Annotated in this window: 12 protein-coding genes and 3 pseudogenes; 6 read left to right on the plus strand and 9 right to left on the minus strand. The window is 64.9% G+C overall.

The features are described 5' to 3' along the window. Window positions 1–12 precede the first annotated feature (12 nt). The 3 genes from H6927_02710 to H6927_02720 are packed head-to-tail and all read right to left on the minus strand — an operon-like array spanning window position 13 to window position 4849. The gene (locus tag H6927_02710; protein ID MCP5217009.1) at window positions 13–2136 is read right to left on the minus strand and encodes an acetate--CoA ligase family protein; all 2124 of its coding nucleotides are present in this window, start codon (window positions 2134–2136) and stop codon (window positions 13–15) included. Window positions 2137–2141: 5 nt separating this feature from the next. Next, complete coding sequence (locus tag H6927_02715) at window positions 2142–3716, minus strand: acetyl-CoA acetyltransferase (GenBank protein ID MCP5217010.1); 1575 nt, start codon at window positions 3714–3716, stop codon at window positions 2142–2144. Between the two features lie 8 nt (window positions 3717–3724). Further along, window positions 3725–4849 carry a nitronate monooxygenase gene (locus tag H6927_02720; protein ID MCP5217011.1) on the minus strand — a complete coding sequence of 375 codons (1125 nt, stop codon included), beginning with the start codon at window positions 4847–4849 and terminating at the stop codon, window positions 3725–3727. A gap of 184 nt (window positions 4850–5033) precedes the next feature. Here H6927_02720 and H6927_02725 point away from each other — a divergent pair, with 184 nt between their 5' ends. Genes H6927_02725 through H6927_02735 form a run of 3 tightly spaced genes read left to right on the plus strand, consistent with a single transcriptional unit; the run spans window position 5034 to window position 7228 of the window. Then, entirely contained in the window at window positions 5034–5441 is a 408-nt protein-coding gene (locus H6927_02725; protein ID MCP5217012.1) for a MarR family transcriptional regulator, read from the plus strand. Window positions 5442–5450: 9 nt separating this feature from the next. Further along, window positions 5451–6242, plus strand: a complete 792-nt coding sequence (locus H6927_02730; GenBank protein MCP5217013.1) for a class II aldolase/adducin family protein — start codon at window positions 5451–5453, stop codon at window positions 6240–6242. 5 nt (window positions 6243–6247) lie between these two features. Further along, window positions 6248–7228 carry a 2-dehydropantoate 2-reductase gene (locus H6927_02735; GenBank protein MCP5217014.1) on the plus strand — a complete coding sequence of 327 codons (981 nt, stop codon included), beginning with the start codon at window positions 6248–6250 and terminating at the stop codon, window positions 7226–7228. 280 nt (window positions 7229–7508) lie between these two features. On the opposite strand, the pseudogene H6927_02740 reads toward H6927_02735, so the two are convergent. From H6927_02740 to H6927_02760, 5 genes and pseudogenes are all read right to left on the minus strand, one after another. Next, window positions 7509–7805: pseudogene (locus tag H6927_02740) on the minus strand (alpha/beta hydrolase fold domain-containing protein). A gap of 3 nt (window positions 7806–7808) precedes the next feature. Continuing rightward, window positions 7809–9224, minus strand: coding sequence for an ISL3 family transposase (locus H6927_02745; protein MCP5217015.1), 1416 nt, complete (start codon window positions 9222–9224; stop codon window positions 7809–7811). 24 nt (window positions 9225–9248) lie between these two features. Beyond that, the gene (locus H6927_02750; protein ID MCP5217016.1) at window positions 9249–9644 is read right to left on the minus strand and encodes a hypothetical protein; all 396 of its coding nucleotides are present in this window, start codon (window positions 9642–9644) and stop codon (window positions 9249–9251) included. Between the two features lie 66 nt (window positions 9645–9710). Then, window positions 9711–10133 carry a hypothetical protein gene (locus H6927_02755; protein ID MCP5217017.1) on the minus strand — a complete coding sequence of 141 codons (423 nt, stop codon included), beginning with the start codon at window positions 10131–10133 and terminating at the stop codon, window positions 9711–9713. A gap of 855 nt (window positions 10134–10988) precedes the next feature. Then, window positions 10989–12008 carry an IS30 family transposase gene (locus H6927_02760; GenBank protein ID MCP5217018.1) on the minus strand — a complete coding sequence of 340 codons (1020 nt, stop codon included), beginning with the start codon at window positions 12006–12008 and terminating at the stop codon, window positions 10989–10991. Window positions 12009–12055: 47 nt separating this feature from the next. Between H6927_02760 and H6927_02765 the strand changes: the two are divergent. Continuing rightward, window positions 12056–12325: pseudogene (locus H6927_02765) on the plus strand (IS6 family transposase). A 53-nt stretch (window positions 12326–12378) separates the two neighbouring features. On the opposite strand, the pseudogene H6927_02770 reads toward H6927_02765, so the two are convergent. Next, window positions 12379–12642, minus strand: a pseudogene (locus H6927_02770) (IS6 family transposase). 136 nt (window positions 12643–12778) lie between these two features. Here H6927_02770 and H6927_02775 point away from each other — a divergent pair. Next, window positions 12779–14032: an aromatic ring-hydroxylating dioxygenase subunit alpha gene (locus tag H6927_02775; GenBank protein MCP5217019.1), complete on the plus strand. Its 1254-nt coding sequence runs from the start codon at window positions 12779–12781 to the stop codon at window positions 14030–14032. Beyond that, window positions 14025–14498, plus strand: coding sequence for a nuclear transport factor 2 family protein (locus H6927_02780; GenBank protein ID MCP5217020.1), 474 nt, complete (start codon window positions 14025–14027; stop codon window positions 14496–14498). Before H6927_02775 ends, H6927_02780 begins: the two co-directional genes overlap by 8 nt. The last annotated feature ends 9 nt before the right edge of the window (window positions 14499–14507 follow it).

The following is a 14507-nucleotide window of genomic DNA, read 5'->3' on the forward strand; positions in this document are numbered from 1 at the left end:
GGTGTGTCTCTTTCAGTGGTTGTAGGTGGCGAGGGCATCGAGTGCCTCGATGCGCGCGCCGTCGGCGAGCAGCGGGTTGACTTCCAGCGTGTCCAGCGTGGCGCCGAGCGCGAGCGCGGCGTCGCCGATGCGCGCCACGGCGTCGGCGAGCTTCGCGACATCGACCGGCGGCGCGCCGCGAAAGCCTTGCAGCAGCTTCGCGCCGCGCAGCTCGGACACCATCTGTTCCACGTCGGCTGGCGTCACGGGCAGGAGGCGCAGGCTCACGTCCTGCAGCGCCTCGATCCACACGCCGCCCAGTCCGAGCGCGATGACGGGGCCCCACTGGGCGTCGACGCGCACGCCCGTGAAGAGCTCGATGCCGCCCTTGCGCATGGGCGAAACGATCACGCCGTCGAGCCGTGCCTTCGGCATCGCGGAGGCGGCCGCGTCCATGATCCTGCGGAACGCCGCTTCGACCGCGTCGTCGCCCTGCAGGTTGAGCACGACGCCGCCGACCTCGGTCTTGTGCGCGATGTCCGGCGAGGCGATCTTGAGGACGACCGGGCCGTTCATGTCGCGCGCCGCGGCGACGGCCTGCTTCGCGTCGGTGGCGAGCACCTGGGGAACCACGGGGACGCCGAAGCGCTTGAGGTAGTCCACCGTTTCGCGCTCGGATTGCGGCAAGTCGGCGCCTGCCGTCGACGCCGCACCCGGCAAGGCGCGTGCCGCGCGCTCGCCCCCTGCACTGCGGGACATCCGGGACCAGTCCGCGGCGTAGCGCAACGCGCGCAACGCGATGTCCAGCCCGCAGGCGAGGTACGGAATCTGCGCCTTCTCCACTTCTTCGCGGCTCTTGTCCGACACCGCCTTCACCGCGTTGCTCACCACGAGGTAGCGCGCGCGTCCGTCCGGCTTGAACTGCCCGATGGCCTGCAGCGTTCCCACCGCAAGCGGCGCCCAGTCGTTGTTGTTCGCCGTGGGCACGTCGGCCACGCAGACCAGCACGGAGACGGCCGGATCGCGCTGCATCGCATCCATGCAGCGGGTGAAGAGCGCCCAATCGTTGACGACTGCGCCCGTCAGGTCCAGCGGGTTGGCGGGTGTGGCCATCGGCGGAAGGATCTCGCGCAGCGCCGAGAGCGTTTCATTCGACAAGGCGGGCAGGCGCAGTGTTTCCAGCTGCGCATAGTCCGCGGCCAGCTCGCCCATGCCGCCCGAGGACGACAGCACCGCGACCCCGCCTTCGGCCAGCACGCCGGTTTTCTCGAGCAGCGCCGCGGTGAACACGAGCTCCTCGATGCTGCGCACGCGCACCAGCCCGAGCTGGCGGCACACGCCGTCGAACACGCTGTCGTCGCCCACGAGCGAGCCCGTGTGCGACTGCGCAGCCTGCGTCGCGATGTCGGAGCGGCCCACCTTGAGCACCACGATCGGCTTGGCCTTCGCGAGCGCGCGCTCGGCGGCGGCGCGGAACAGGCGCGTGTCACGCACCGTCTCCGCGAACACCGCGATCACCTTCGTGCTCTCGTCGTCCACGAGGTAGTCCACGCATTCGGCCAGGCCCAGCATTGCCTCGTTGCCGGTGGCGGCGACCACGTTCATGCCTACGCCGTGCTGGTGCGCGAAGTGCTTCATCACGGTGGCGACCGCGCCGCTTTGCGACACGATGCTGATGCCGCCCTTCAGGGGTGGCGTGCGCATGGCGCCCGTCCAGCACACCGCGCCGGTCGTGAAGTTGATGAAGCCCAGGCAGTTGGGCCCCAGCAGCGTGATGCCGAGTTCACGCGCCGTGGCGACCATGCGCTCCTGCATCGTGCGGCCTTCGCTGCCGGTTTCCGCGAAGCCGCCGGCGAGCACCACGGCGTGGCGGATGCCCGCGGCGCCCAGGTCGCGCAGTGCGTCCTCCATCGCGGGGTTGGGCACCATGAGCAGCGCGACGTCGACGCTCTCGCCGATGTCGACTGCCGTCTTGAACGACTGCTGCCCATGCACGACGCCGCCGCTGCGGTTGACGAGATGGACCTTCCCCTCGAAGCCCAGCAGCTTCAGGTTGTCGAAGGCCATCTTCGACCACGTGGAGCGGTCGGTCGCGCCCACGAGCGCGACGGACCGCGGGTTGAAGAGGCGTGCGAGGCCTGTGTCCGGTGCCGCCATCGCGTTTATCCGAAGCGCGGCGTGAACACGTTGCGGCCGTCCACCTGCGTCACGGTGCCGGGCAGCCCGATGCCTTCGACCTGCTCCAGCTTCGCGAGCGTTGCCGCATCGGCGGGCGTGTTCGCGACGAAGCGCTCGCCCGTAGCAGCCAGGCGCCCGAGCAGCACGCCGCTTTCGGGACCGTTCTTGCCGTGCAGCACGGCATAGGTCTCGATGGTCGCGTCACCCTGCGGTGCCTCGGTGAAGCGCACCTTGGTCTGCGCGTCGATCTCGCGCTGGATGGCGTCGGAATCCGCGCGCATGAAGGGCTTGTTCGGCCGCTCGGTGGAAAACAGACCGACCGCCGCCTTGGTGACGAGGCCGACGTTGGCCATGACGAGGCCATAGGCGCCGGGCTTCGCACGCACGCGCTGCACCATCTCGGCGATGGCGTGCGTCACGTAGTTGTTGCCCGGTCCGCCGAAGTACGGCAGGCCGCCCGTGACGGTGAGGCCGCGCTTGTCGTCGGGCGAGATGCCCAGCTCCTTGCAGGCGATCTGCACTACCGACGGGAAGCAGCTGTAGATGTCGAACACATCCACGTCGGCGATGGTCTTGCCCGCCTGCGCCAGAGCGGCGCGCGAGGTCAGGCGCATCGCGGGCGACTGGTCGAGGCGCTCGCGGTCGCTCACGAACCACGTGTTGTGCGCATGCGCTTCGCCGTGCAGGTACACGCGCTTGTCCTGCGGGATGCCGAGCTCGTCGGCACGCGCTTCGGACACCACGATGAACGCGGCCGACTGGTCGACGAAGACGCTGGCCGTCATGAGCTTGGTGTACGGGAAGCCCACGAAGGGGTTCTCCGCGTTCACCTCGGCGATCTGCTCGGCGCTGTACCCCTTGCGGCGCGTGGCGAGCGGGTTGTCCCTGGCCACGGCGGCGAAGCGTGCAAAGAGCTTGGCGCTGGCTTCGCGGTACTGGTCGACCGTCTGCCCCGCGGCGTGGCGCAGGGCCTGCCCGATGAGCGCGTACATTGCGATGGCCGAGCGCATGCCGTGCTTCTCTTCGGCCTTGGTGTACATGTCCTCAGGGCGTGTGGACCGGAACGATCTCACGCCCGTGAGCTGGTTGGGCGTGGTGGGGGCGTCCTCGCCCCACTGCAGCTGCAGACCAGCGCGCTTGGCCGCGAGCTCGGTGCGCAGCGCCTCGCCGCCCACGACCAGCGCCGCCTGCGACTCTCCCTGCGCGATGCGTTCGCACGCGCGCGCGAGCATCACCAGCGAATCGCCGCCTTGCGGGGGACACACGAGGTCCGTGGCGTTCGCCGCGCCCACGCGCTGCGCGATGGACCACGGCGCATTCGCGAGCTTGCCGAAGGGCGATGCGAAACGCGGCAGCGTGTCGGCAAACAGGCGGATCACCGTGACGGAGTCCAGCCCGCGCAGCAGTGCGGCGCCCTGGTCCTGCGCGCCACTGTCCGCCGCGGCGAGCTTGACCGCGTCGTGCATCAGCTGCAGCGGCGAACGGCCCTCTTCGGGCTTCGAAGTGGTGTCGGTGACCTGGCCGGTGCCGACGATGACGGGGATGCGTGTCTTGTCCATCTGTGCTTTCAGAGGTTGATCAAGGGAGAGATGCGCTCGGCGGTGTCGATGTACTCCTGCATCAGGTCCTGCATGACCTGGCGCACGGAGGTCTCTTCCTTCATGTTCCCGACGACCTGCCCGGCGGGGAACGAGCACAGGTCGTCGCGATGCGCCTTCTCGATGCGGATGCGCGCGCTGTGGTACAGGATGTTCTGCAGCGGCGGCTTCAGGTGCCTGGGCGCACCGGGCTGTTCCCACGCTTCCGAGGCCTTGCTGCGGATCATGCGACCGGTCTTCCCCGTCATCCACTTGCGCTGCACGGCGTCTTCGGACTTCGCCTTGAAAAGCACCTCTTTTTCCATGGGCGTGAGCTCGCTCTCGCGCGTGCCCAGCCAGATCGTTCCGGTCCACACGCCCTGCGCGCCGAGCGCAAAGGCTGCCGCGATCTGCCTGCCGCGGCTGATGCCGCCGGCGGCGAGCACCGCGATGTCGGGGCCGGCGACATCGACCACCTGCGGCACGAGCACCATGGTGGCGATCTGCCCCGTGTGGCCGCCGGCTTCGGTGCCCTGCGCGACGATGATGTCCACGCCCACCGCGCGCTGCGCCTTCGCGTGCTCGGCCTTTCCGGACAGCGAGCCGACGAGGATGCCGCGGCCGTGCAGCTCGTCGACCAGTTCCTTCGGCGGCGCACCCAGGGCGCTGACCACCAGCTTGACCTGCGGGTGGCGCAGCGCCACGTCGATCAGCCTGCGCGCGCCCAGCGGCGTGGTGTTGCGCCCGCGCCCGATCAGCTCGCGGCGCGCTTCGGCCGCGTCGTCGGCGGACAGCGGGGGCACGCCTTCCGCATCCAGCAGCTTGTCGACGAACTGCCTCTGCTCGGCGGGGATGAGGTCGATCACCTCCTCGGTCGATGCTTCGGCCTCGCGGTCGTAGACGACGGGAATGAGCACGTCCACGCCGTAGGGCCGGCCGCCCACGTGCTCGTCGATCCACTTGAGTTCGCGCTCGAGCTGTTCGGGCGAGTGCGTGACCGCGCCCAGCACGCCGAAGCCGCCGGCCTTGGTGACCTCGACCACGACGTCGCGGCAGTGCGTGAAGGCGAAGATGGGCACCTCGCAGCCGAGGCGCTCGCAGATGGGAGTCTTCAATTCGTCTCCTGGCTCTCTATGGTTGGGAAGTTCTTTTGGTTGACCAAATATGTGTTGCATGGATCATATATTCATCGATCACAAATCGCAAGCCTGCCCGTACACTGCCCCCATGCCCATCACAAACGTCAAGAAGATGCGCAGGTCCCCGGGCTTCCTCCTGCGCTGCGCGAACTAGTTCGCCGTGGCGATCGTGGCGGAGCACTTCACGCCGCTGAACCTCACGTCGATCCAGTTCGCCGCCCTCGTGGCGATCAACGATTCGCCCGGCCTGGACGCCACGCGCCTGGCCGCGCTGATCGACTACGACCGCCCCACGATGACGGGCGTGATCGACCGGCTCGAGGCCAAGGGCCTCGTGATGCGCGAGGTCGACCCGAACGACCGGCGCGCCCGCCTGCTCTTCCTGACACCGGAAGGTTTGCGCGTGCTGGAAGCCGCCGACCGCGCCGCGCACGAAAGCCGCGACGTGCTGCTGGGCCCCCTGCCGCCCGAAGAACGCAGGCAGTTCATGCAGCTGCTGGAAAAGCTGGTGGAGCTGCACACGAGCCGGCATTCGCCGAGCGTGCAGGCCGAGCTCACAGGGAAGTAGGAGAACACATTGACGATCCGCCAACGCATTTCGGACGCCGAATGGCAGGCCCGCCTCGACCTTGCCGCGTGCTACCGCCTGGTCGCGCGCTACGGCATGGCGGACCTGATCTACAACCACATCACCGTGCGCGTGCCGGGTGAGGCGGGCCACATCCTCATCAACCCCTTCGGCTACCTGTACGAGGAGATCACGGCGTCGTGCCTCTACAAGATCGACCTGGCGGGCAACGTGGTCGACAAGCCCGGGGACGTGCCGTACGAGGTGAACCAGGCCGGCTACGTGATCCACAGCGCGATCCATTCCGCGCGGCACGACATTGCCTGCGTGCTGCACACGCACACGCGCGCGGGCATGGCGGTCGCGACGATGGAGTGCGGCCTGATGCCCGCGACGCAGGGGGCGTTGCGCTTCCATGACCGCATCGCGTATCACGCGTTCGAGGGGCCGGCGGTCGACGAGGCCGAGCGCGAACGCCTCGTCGCAGACCTGGGCGACAAGGACGTGATGATCCTGCGCAACCACGGCCTGCTCACCTGCGGGCGCAGCGTGGCCGAGACGTTCCTGCTCATGCAGCGGCTGGAGACGGCCTGCAAGGTGCAGGTGGACTTCCTCGCGGCGAACACGCCGCTGCACATGCCGAGCCCCGAGGCTGTTGCGAAGACCGCGCGCATTCTCGCGCCGCCCACGGTGACGGACCGCAAGGGCAGCGAGGCGAGCCTGGGCAACTGGAACGGCCAGCGCGAATGGTCGGCGCTGCTGCGCCAGCTGGATCGCGACGATCCGTCGTGGCGCGAGTGACCGCCATGCGTGCGATGCGCGTCTGCGTCTTCGGGGCCGGCGCCGTCGGGGGGAACATCGCCGTGATGCTCGCGCGCGCCGGCGCCGACGTGAGCGTGCTCGTGCGCGGCGCCACGCTGCAGGCGGTGCGGGCGCGCGGGCTCGAACTGCACACGCCAGACGGCGTGGTGCGTGCGAACGTGCGCGCGAGCGACGACCCGCGCGAACTGGGCGAGCAGGATGCGGTGCTGGTCACCGTCAAGCAGACCGCGCTCACCGCGTCCGCGCCGGCCATCACCGCATTGCTCGGCAGGGACACGCCGGCCGTGTTCCTGCAGAACGGCATCCCGTGGTGGTACTTCCACGGGCAGGGGAATGCGGACGAAGGCAAGCGGATTCCCGAGCTCGACCCGGGGGACGTGTTGTGGAACACAGTCGGACCGCAGCGCGCGGTCGGCGGCGTCACGTCGAGCCCGTGCACGGTGGTCGAACCTGGCGTGGTGAAGCTCGCGGGGAAGAACGGCACGATGGTGTTCGGCGAACCCGATGGCTCGATGTCGCCGCGCCTCATGGCGATCGCCGAGTTGTTCAAGGCGGCGGGGCTGCCAGCGGAGGCGACCCCGCGCATCCGCGATGCGATCTGGCAGAAGCTCGCGCTCAATCTCGGCTCGGGCCCGCTCGCGGTGCTCGCCCCCGTCTCGCTCGCGGCGCTCTATGCCGAAGAGGCGTGCGTGCAGGCACGGTTTCGCATCCAGGACGAGGTGGAAGCGATCGCCGCCGCCATGGGTTGCCCCGTCACGGTGAGCCGGTCCATCGAGGCCACGCGGAAATTGCCGCACGTGCCCAGCATCGGGCAGGACGTCGCAGCGGGCCGCAAGCCGGAGCTGGAAGCGATGTTCCGCGCGCCGCTGGCGATGGCGCGCGAAAAGGGCGTGGCAACGCCGACGCTGGACTTGCTGGTGGCGCTGTGCACGCTCAAGTTGCGGGCGGCGGGGATGTATCCGTGAGCTGGCGGTGGGGCGCGCGCTTCGCGCTTCGACCCCACCCTACCCGTGCCGGGGGGGTGGATTGCCCGGCCCGCGGGTGGGTCACCCGTGGCTCAAACGGGTGCGGCGCTGTCACCCCGGGCTTGACCCGGGGTCGTGGGCCTGCGGGCGCACACGATCCCGGGTCAAGCCCGGGATGACGCGTTCCGGGGGAGGCGGGATGACGCGTTCCGGGGGAGGCGGGATGACGCGTTCCGGGGGGTCGGGATGACGCGTTCCGGGGTCGGACGGCGCGTTCCGGTCAGCCAGTCGCCTTCGCGATCGCGGCCGCCATCCTGTCGAACGCCTTGCCCGCGCTGGGCGCGTAGTTGATCATCGACAGGAAGCCGTGCACGAGTCCCTCGCCGCGCACGACTTCGGTGGCAACGCCCGCATCGTTCAGGCGCTTGCCGTAGGCCTCGCCTTCATCGCGCAGCGGATCGCGCCCCGCACTCACGATGATCCCGGGCGGCACCTTCGACAGGTCCTTCGCGTGCATCGGCGAGGCGTTCGGGTCCGATCGCTTGCCCGCGTCCGGCTGGTAGTGCCCCCAGAACCACGGCTATCCGGATTTCTGTGTTGAAGGAGGCTTCCGGTGATTGAGTGCCTCCGTGTGGAAACCGACGTTGCACAGCCCGCAAATGAGCTGCTGCCGGCGGGTGTTGCCGCGCACCAGAACGACCACGTTCGCCTTGTCGTCCTTGGTCCGTCCCAGCTCGCAGCCGCAGCTCTGGCACCGGTTGCCCTGTTCCCGCTTCAGGAGCTGCAACTGGGTGGGGTTGGCAGGGTAGACGGTCGCCAGCCGCCACGGCTCCAGCGGCCCCTTGCCGTACAGGAGACGGGCGCGCAGCACCTCGAAGGTGTACCCCCGGCCCTGCCGGTTGATGGTCTTGGCGACCCCGTTCAGCGCCTCGGTGTAGGCGTTGGTGATGGGGTGGTCGAAGTACGCCAGAATCTCCGTCCGCCAGTTCTTCATGGCGGTCGTGAGAGTCTTGAAGTCCGCCTTCAGGCTGGCTGGGATGGTCCCCGGGAAGGCGTCGAAGGCCGCCACGGCCTGCGCCTTGGGCAGGTCGTAGATGTTGTAGAACGCCTCTTTCAGCCCGTAGGCGGCGGCCAGCTCGGGCTCGTTGGCCAGCCACATGTCCAGATTGAACCGGCCCTTCTCGGCCAGCTTGGCGTACCGCATGTTCAGCATCGCCTTGGACTGGAGCCACAGGCGCCGCTCGCCAGCCTTGCGCTGCTTCTGGAGCCGGATGCGGACCCGCTCCATGCAGTAGTTCGCCATGCGGACGACGTGGAACTTGTCGATGACCACCGGTCGGCCAGGGAACATCTGGTGCGACACGTCCCGGTACGGCCGCCACATGTCGATGGCCACGCCCTTGACCCAGTGCCGGTCCTTGAACCGGTGCAGCCACCCCGCCAAGGTCGCCTTGTCCCGGTCCGGCAGCATGTCGAGGATGCGGCGCTCCCCGATGTCCGTCAGGACGCAGCGCATCTTCCCGTCGATTTGGGTCTCGTCGATGCCCAGCCAGTCTGGCATCTCCGGCCGGTGGCTGGCCTCCAGTTCGGCCATGTACTCCGCCCCCAGCGTCCGGACCGTCTTGTCGTCGCACCCCACGTTCTCCGCGATGCGGGTGAAGGTGTCCCGCAGGCTGTGGGCCTTGATGTAGGTGGCGCAGCGCTCCGTCATGCGCCGGCCCTCCAAGATGCCGCCCAGCGGCTGCAGGAAGGTCTCCTTGCAGGAGGTGCACCGGTATCGCTGGACCTTCGCCCGCAGCTTGGCCGGCTTCCCGCGCATCGGAATGTCGACGTAAGTAGTAGCTTTGGTGCCGTGCCGGTAGATGCAGTCGAGGGTGCCGCACTTTGGGCAGGCGGTAGGCATGGGCAGCGGGTACTCCGCCTCCAGCACGTCCGCCCCGTCCTCCTCGGTGCGACCCAGCACCGTCCAGCCCTTCAGGTCGAGGATGTCCGTCATCCCCGGATTGTCGTGTGGATGGGGTCACCGCTTGTCAATGGCGGCGAGGTACTTGGCTCGGGCGGCGTTGGCTCCCGCTGCGTAGTCGGTATCACCGTCACAGCGGTCGGAAGCGATGACAGCCCGGATGCGAGACAGCTCGCGCACCAGCATTTGCTGGGTGAAGGTGGCAATCCACACCGGCACATCGTTCTCCAAGACCGTGCCCTTGATGTACTTGGGGAAGGCGGGCTTCTGCCGGACGAGCTGCTCGGCAGCGCCCAACACGTCCTGCCAAGCCGGCAGCGCCGGCCTCTGGGGCGTGTCGATGCCCATTGGCGGGTCGCACACCTCCTCTTTGCCATGCTTCGCCATCGTCTGCCGGGCCAGTTTCCTTGCAGCGTCAATCTTGGCCAGCGCGCCCTCGTAATTCTCGTTCATAGCAGGAACCTCAGGATGAACCACGCGCAGTACAGGGCTGCGCAGATGAAGAAAAAGGCAGTCAATTCACTTCTCTCGGACCAAGACTTGAGCCGCCCGGAGAACCTCGCGTGCGAAGGTGCTGGGCAGGATATTCCCCGCCGCATCGAACGACCGACCCAAGCAGTCGGCCACATCTTGGTCCGTCAGCCGAGGCATCCGGTCATCGCATCCGTTCGCGCAGGAGCCCGTCTCGTTGCAGTAGTCTGCGTGCGGACATGGGCCGGTGGTCGCCTCGCCGTGATGCCACAGGAATGCGCAGTAGGCCGCCACATCCAGTGGGTCCCCTTTTGCAACGTGCTTCCGCAGTTCCTTGCGACACTCGCCCATCCAGTCGTCAGTCGCCCACCCGTCGGAGTAGCCGTACTTCTCCTCTGCGGCGGCGAGTTTTTCCTTCAGAGCTGCGGCGAACCGGTCCACAAGGGCGGCGGTCTTAGGATGCAGTTTCACTTGGTTTCCTTTCCACACGAAAATCCGACTCAGGAGGATACTGCATGGTCACCTGTTCCACAAGTTATTCCGGAGAGCCAAAATTTTCTGTTCATGCGAACGCTCTGAAATGAATGCGGACGCATGTCCCTGTGCGGGTGCAGGCCCGCAAGGGTTGTGGAAAAGATCAAGAACAAACCGACAGCAGTGCCGGGTTGAAGATCAGAAAGATGCTGTGCGACAGCTCGAACGGCGAAACGCAGTTGCGCAAATTTTAGCTGGCCTTGCAGTGGTTGTGCCCCAAAGCCGCCCACCATCGGGTGCTCACATGCAAACCCGGTTTGCTTATCTCCAGGGGCCAAGCCTGCACCGCCGAGTCGCTGCTCAAAATTTCAGCAATCCAATGAAGTCGCTGTGTTTTCGGGGCTTGGGGCTTGTTCCGGCCGACCTCGGGCGGGAGTTATCCACAGAAGATCCGGATAACTCGCGTTTGACGTTTACACCGTGCGCGAACAGGTGCGGAGGGGATCGCGAGGTTCTCCAAAAACGCTGGTACCATCGCGGCTCGTTTCGCCCTCTGGGTGTTACTGCGGCTCCACGGACCGCCTATATACATATGCCTCGCATTTCGGTGCGATGACCGTCAAGCCGGGATTCATTGGCAAAGACATCGTGCTCTGCCTGCACCTGCAAAGGTGGTAAACGCTCTTCTTTTCATCGTCAGCGTGTCTTGTACATGCTGGCCCGGCCAAGACCGCCTTGAGTCGAATTTGATGCAGCTTCGGTTTGCATTGGGTTCTCCAACGCCGGCGGTCTAAGCTGTCTTGCATTGACCCGGCGATCTCAACTCTGAAGTGCAACACCAGTGGTTGAGAATCAATGAATCGTAGCCGAATCTTTCTCGCTGATGGCCGTCATGATGCGCTTGAAAGCTTGGTAGGGACTGTCCCATCCCAGCGTCTGCCTGGGTCGGTTGTTCATCAAGTCGGCAATCGAGTCCAGCGCATCTTGGTCATGCACCGACAGATCGGTGCCCTTGGGCAGGAACTGGCGCAGCAATCCGTTGGTGTTCTCGCAACTGCCCTTTTGCCAAGGACTGTGCGGATCGCAAAAGTACACCTTCACGCCCGTGGCCTCACTGAGCGCCTTGTGCCGCGCCATCTCCCGACCCTGGTCGTAGGTGAGCGTTTTGCGCAGCGGCGCAGCCACCGCATTGAGCTTGGCCGAGAACGCCGCCAGCGCACTTTCTGCCGTGCTGCTCTGCATCTTGCACAGCAGCACAAGACGCGTTGTACGCTCCACCAGCACACCGACCGCAGACTGGTTGCCCGCACCCTTGATCAGATCGCCCTCCCAGTGCCCGGGCATCAGGCGGTCTTCGATCTCGGGCGGGCGCACATGGATGCTCACCATGTCAGGGATCTTCCCTCGTCGATCCTGGCCCGCAGAGCGGGGCCTGCGCGTGCTCTTGCCTTGGCGCAGCAAGGCGATGAGCTGGCGGCGCAGCTCCCCGCGTGGGTAGGCGTAGATGGTGTCGTAGATCGTCTCGTGCGAGACGTGCCAGGCGGGCTCATCGGGATGCATGCGCCTGAGTGTGCTGGCAATTTGCTGTGGCGACCAGCACCAGCTGAGCAGCGTGCAAACCGTCTGCCACAAAGCGCCATCGGCATGCAGCTTGGGCAAGGGTCGGGCATCGATGCGGCGCTTCAGATATGCGTGGTGGGCGCTGCTGCTGGCGTAGCCGCTATCGCTGCTGTTGCGCCGCAGTTCGCGACACAGGGTGCTGGGGCTGCGCCCCATCAGTCGCCCCATGGCCCGAAGGCTCCAGCCTTGCTGGTGCAGCGAGCTCAGCGTCATGCGCTCTTCAGCCTGCAGTTGTTTGTATCGTGTTCCCATCGGTGCAACTTACCTCATGTGAGGGTGTTGCACTTCAAAATTGAGATCGCCATGTGTTCGTCAAAGCTGCAGCCCGGGTCAACAACCGGGCCGAGAATAGTCATCAGCCAACACGCGAACGCGAACGGCGCATGAAAGGCTTTCGCTCGCCAGGACGAACGCAAACATTCCTGTCCAGCTTCGGACCGATCCGACAGCATTTCGCCATCAAGCGCCACCAACTCGGCGCTGTGCGCTATCGTAATCAACTCGCCAGACGCTTCGCTATCTGGCATCTCGTCACTGGCGTTACCCAAAATCCGTCTACCGCAGTCTGAGCACCATTTCACCAGCTCTCACTTCGCCAATACGGCGTTAAGTTGACAAGGCCCTTCACATATGTCTCGTCGACGCGCCAAGCGGAGCCGGCTGCAGTGGCATACCGGTTCCAGCGTTTCTCGAACTCGGGAACGAAGCGCTGCACCCAACGCAGGATGGTTGTATGCGCGACAGTCAAACCGCGCTCGGCCATCATTTCCACCAGATCGCGCGATGAAAGCTTGAAGCGCAAGTACCAGCGCACACACAGAATGATGATCTCCCGCTCAAAGTGTCTGCCCTTGAACAGCTCTTCGATGGTCTTGCGCTTGGCCATGTCAGTCAAATCGACCGATTCTAACCGATGCCGCTATTTGCACCACAACCGTCGTGTGGTGGTTGACAGCTTGAGGTACACATGCCATCATTTATTATAAATAAATGATGTTTATTATACCTAAACGGAGAACGCAATGGATCATGTGGAGAACGCAATGGATCATGTCAGTCCCTGGGCTACTGCCCCTAAGCTTCCGTCTACGCACTATGTAGATAACCGAATCTATACGGATCCGGTGATTTTCGAGGAAGAGCGAGAGAAAATCCTGGCTGCAACGTGGCGGCTTGTCTGTCACGAATCGGAACTGCCAGAACCCGGCGACTACCGGGCGAAGGAAATCGCCGGGGTACCGGTTGTCATCCTGCGCAGCGAGGACCGGTCGATTATGGCGTTCTTTAACGTTTGCCCACACCGGGGCGCGCGCCTAGTGCGCGACGAGCGTGGAAATGCGAAGAAGGGCCTGCAGTGCCTTTATCATCTATGGACGTTTGCGCTCGACGGTAAGTGCACAAGCATCACCCGAAGCAAGGGATATGACGGCTGCAGTCTGAAAAAAGACGACGTTGGACTGCGCTCTGTCCGAACGGAAATCTTCTGCGGCATGGTGTTCGTTTGCCTGAAGGACGACGTGCCACCACTCGAGCAATTCTTGGGTGGTATGGCGGACCATATGAAGACCCACCTTGGCCAGGAAGAGCTTGAGGTATTCCATTACCATCGCGCGATCATCAATACGAACTGGAAGCTCTTCGTAGACAACAACTCCGAGCTCTATCATGAATTCCTGCATGTGCTGAACCGGCGCACCGCCGTCGCACACAAGAGCTATCACGAACGCAATTGGTTGCTTTACCAGAATTCCCACAACATCATTCAGCAGGGTGTAATTCACTACGACAGTTACGGGCTGGGGGAGCGGAGCGAGGGCGCATTGCCGGGAATGCAGCCGAACGGCATGGTCGTCATGCTGCTGTTTCCTGACGTGATGCTCAATATTCGCGCGACCGTGATGCGTATAGACACAATGACGCCACTCGCACCCGGCAAGACCCTCGTCGAATGGCGCGGCGTAGGGCTCAAGTCCGATACACCGGACGTCCGCGCAATGCGGATCCAGCACCACAATGAGGTATGGGGACCGGCCGGTCGCAATCTCCCAGAGGATATCGCCGCCGTCGAAACGCAGTGGGAGACCATGGTCCAGGGTGGATCGCGATACAGCCTCTTTGCCAGGGAAGAAGGGCTGAAACCGCAGGACGATGCCAACCTCCGCGCCTTCTATCAGGAATGGGGTCGGTGCCTTGGACGCGCGCCGAATGATCCGTTCAGGCACGGTAATGTGGATACCGATGTTTCTCATTCAATAAAGGAGATCACCAATGTCTGACGTCGCAAGCCAACTCTTCGAGCGTGAAGCGATACGCGAGCTGATTGCGCGCGTGGGGCGGCTGCTTGACACTAAGGATTTTGCTGCCGTCATCGCTTCCTTTGCAGAACCGGGGAGCTATGTGTTGCGCGCATACAGTCCCGAGATTGGCAAGGAAATGATTTGGATGTCGGTTAAACGCGCCGAGCTTCTACGCCTGTTGAAGGAGTCGGCGGAACATGTGCATGACCTGGCCGACCGGACGCATCAGATCACTGTGGATCAAATCAGCCTCGAAAAAGGCGAGGCATTGGCGCGGTCGACCTTTTCAGTGTTCCGTACTGACATGAAGGGACAGAGCGACCTGTTCGCCGTGGGCCACTATGAGGATCGGCTCGTGAAAAACGGAGACACCTGGCTCATCGACAGCCGGACAGTACGGCTCCATACGCGCATGTTCACAGTGCCAACCCCCTTGCCGCTTTAACGAGATAAC

This window comes from Burkholderiaceae bacterium, assembly GCA_024235995.1.
Classification (GTDB): Bacteria; Pseudomonadota; Gammaproteobacteria; order Burkholderiales; family Burkholderiaceae_C; genus Ottowia.

Coding starts and splice junctions, on each gene's coding strand:
- H6927_02745 (MCP5217015.1), bottom strand. CDS start 9,224: ATGACGGACATCCTCGACCTGAAGGGCTGGACGGTGCTGGGTCGCACC.
- H6927_02715 (MCP5217010.1), bottom strand. CDS start 3,716: ATGGACAAGACACGCATCCCCGTCATCGTCGGCACCGGCCAGGTCACC.
- H6927_02710 (MCP5217009.1), bottom strand. CDS start 2,136: ATGGCGGCACCGGACACAGGCCTCGCACGCCTCTTCAACCCGCGGTCC.
- H6927_02775 (MCP5217019.1), top strand. CDS start 12,779: ATGGATCATGTGGAGAACGCAATGGATCATGTCAGTCCCTGGGCTACT.
- H6927_02780 (MCP5217020.1), top strand. CDS start 14,025: ATGTCTGACGTCGCAAGCCAACTCTTCGAGCGTGAAGCGATACGCGAG.
- H6927_02760 (MCP5217018.1), bottom strand. CDS start 12,008: ATGGGAACACGATACAAACAACTGCAGGCTGAAGAGCGCATGACGCTG.
- H6927_02750 (MCP5217016.1), bottom strand. CDS start 9,644: ATGAACGAGAATTACGAGGGCGCGCTGGCCAAGATTGACGCTGCAAGG.
- H6927_02735 (MCP5217014.1), top strand. CDS start 6,248: ATGCGTGCGATGCGCGTCTGCGTCTTCGGGGCCGGCGCCGTCGGGGGG.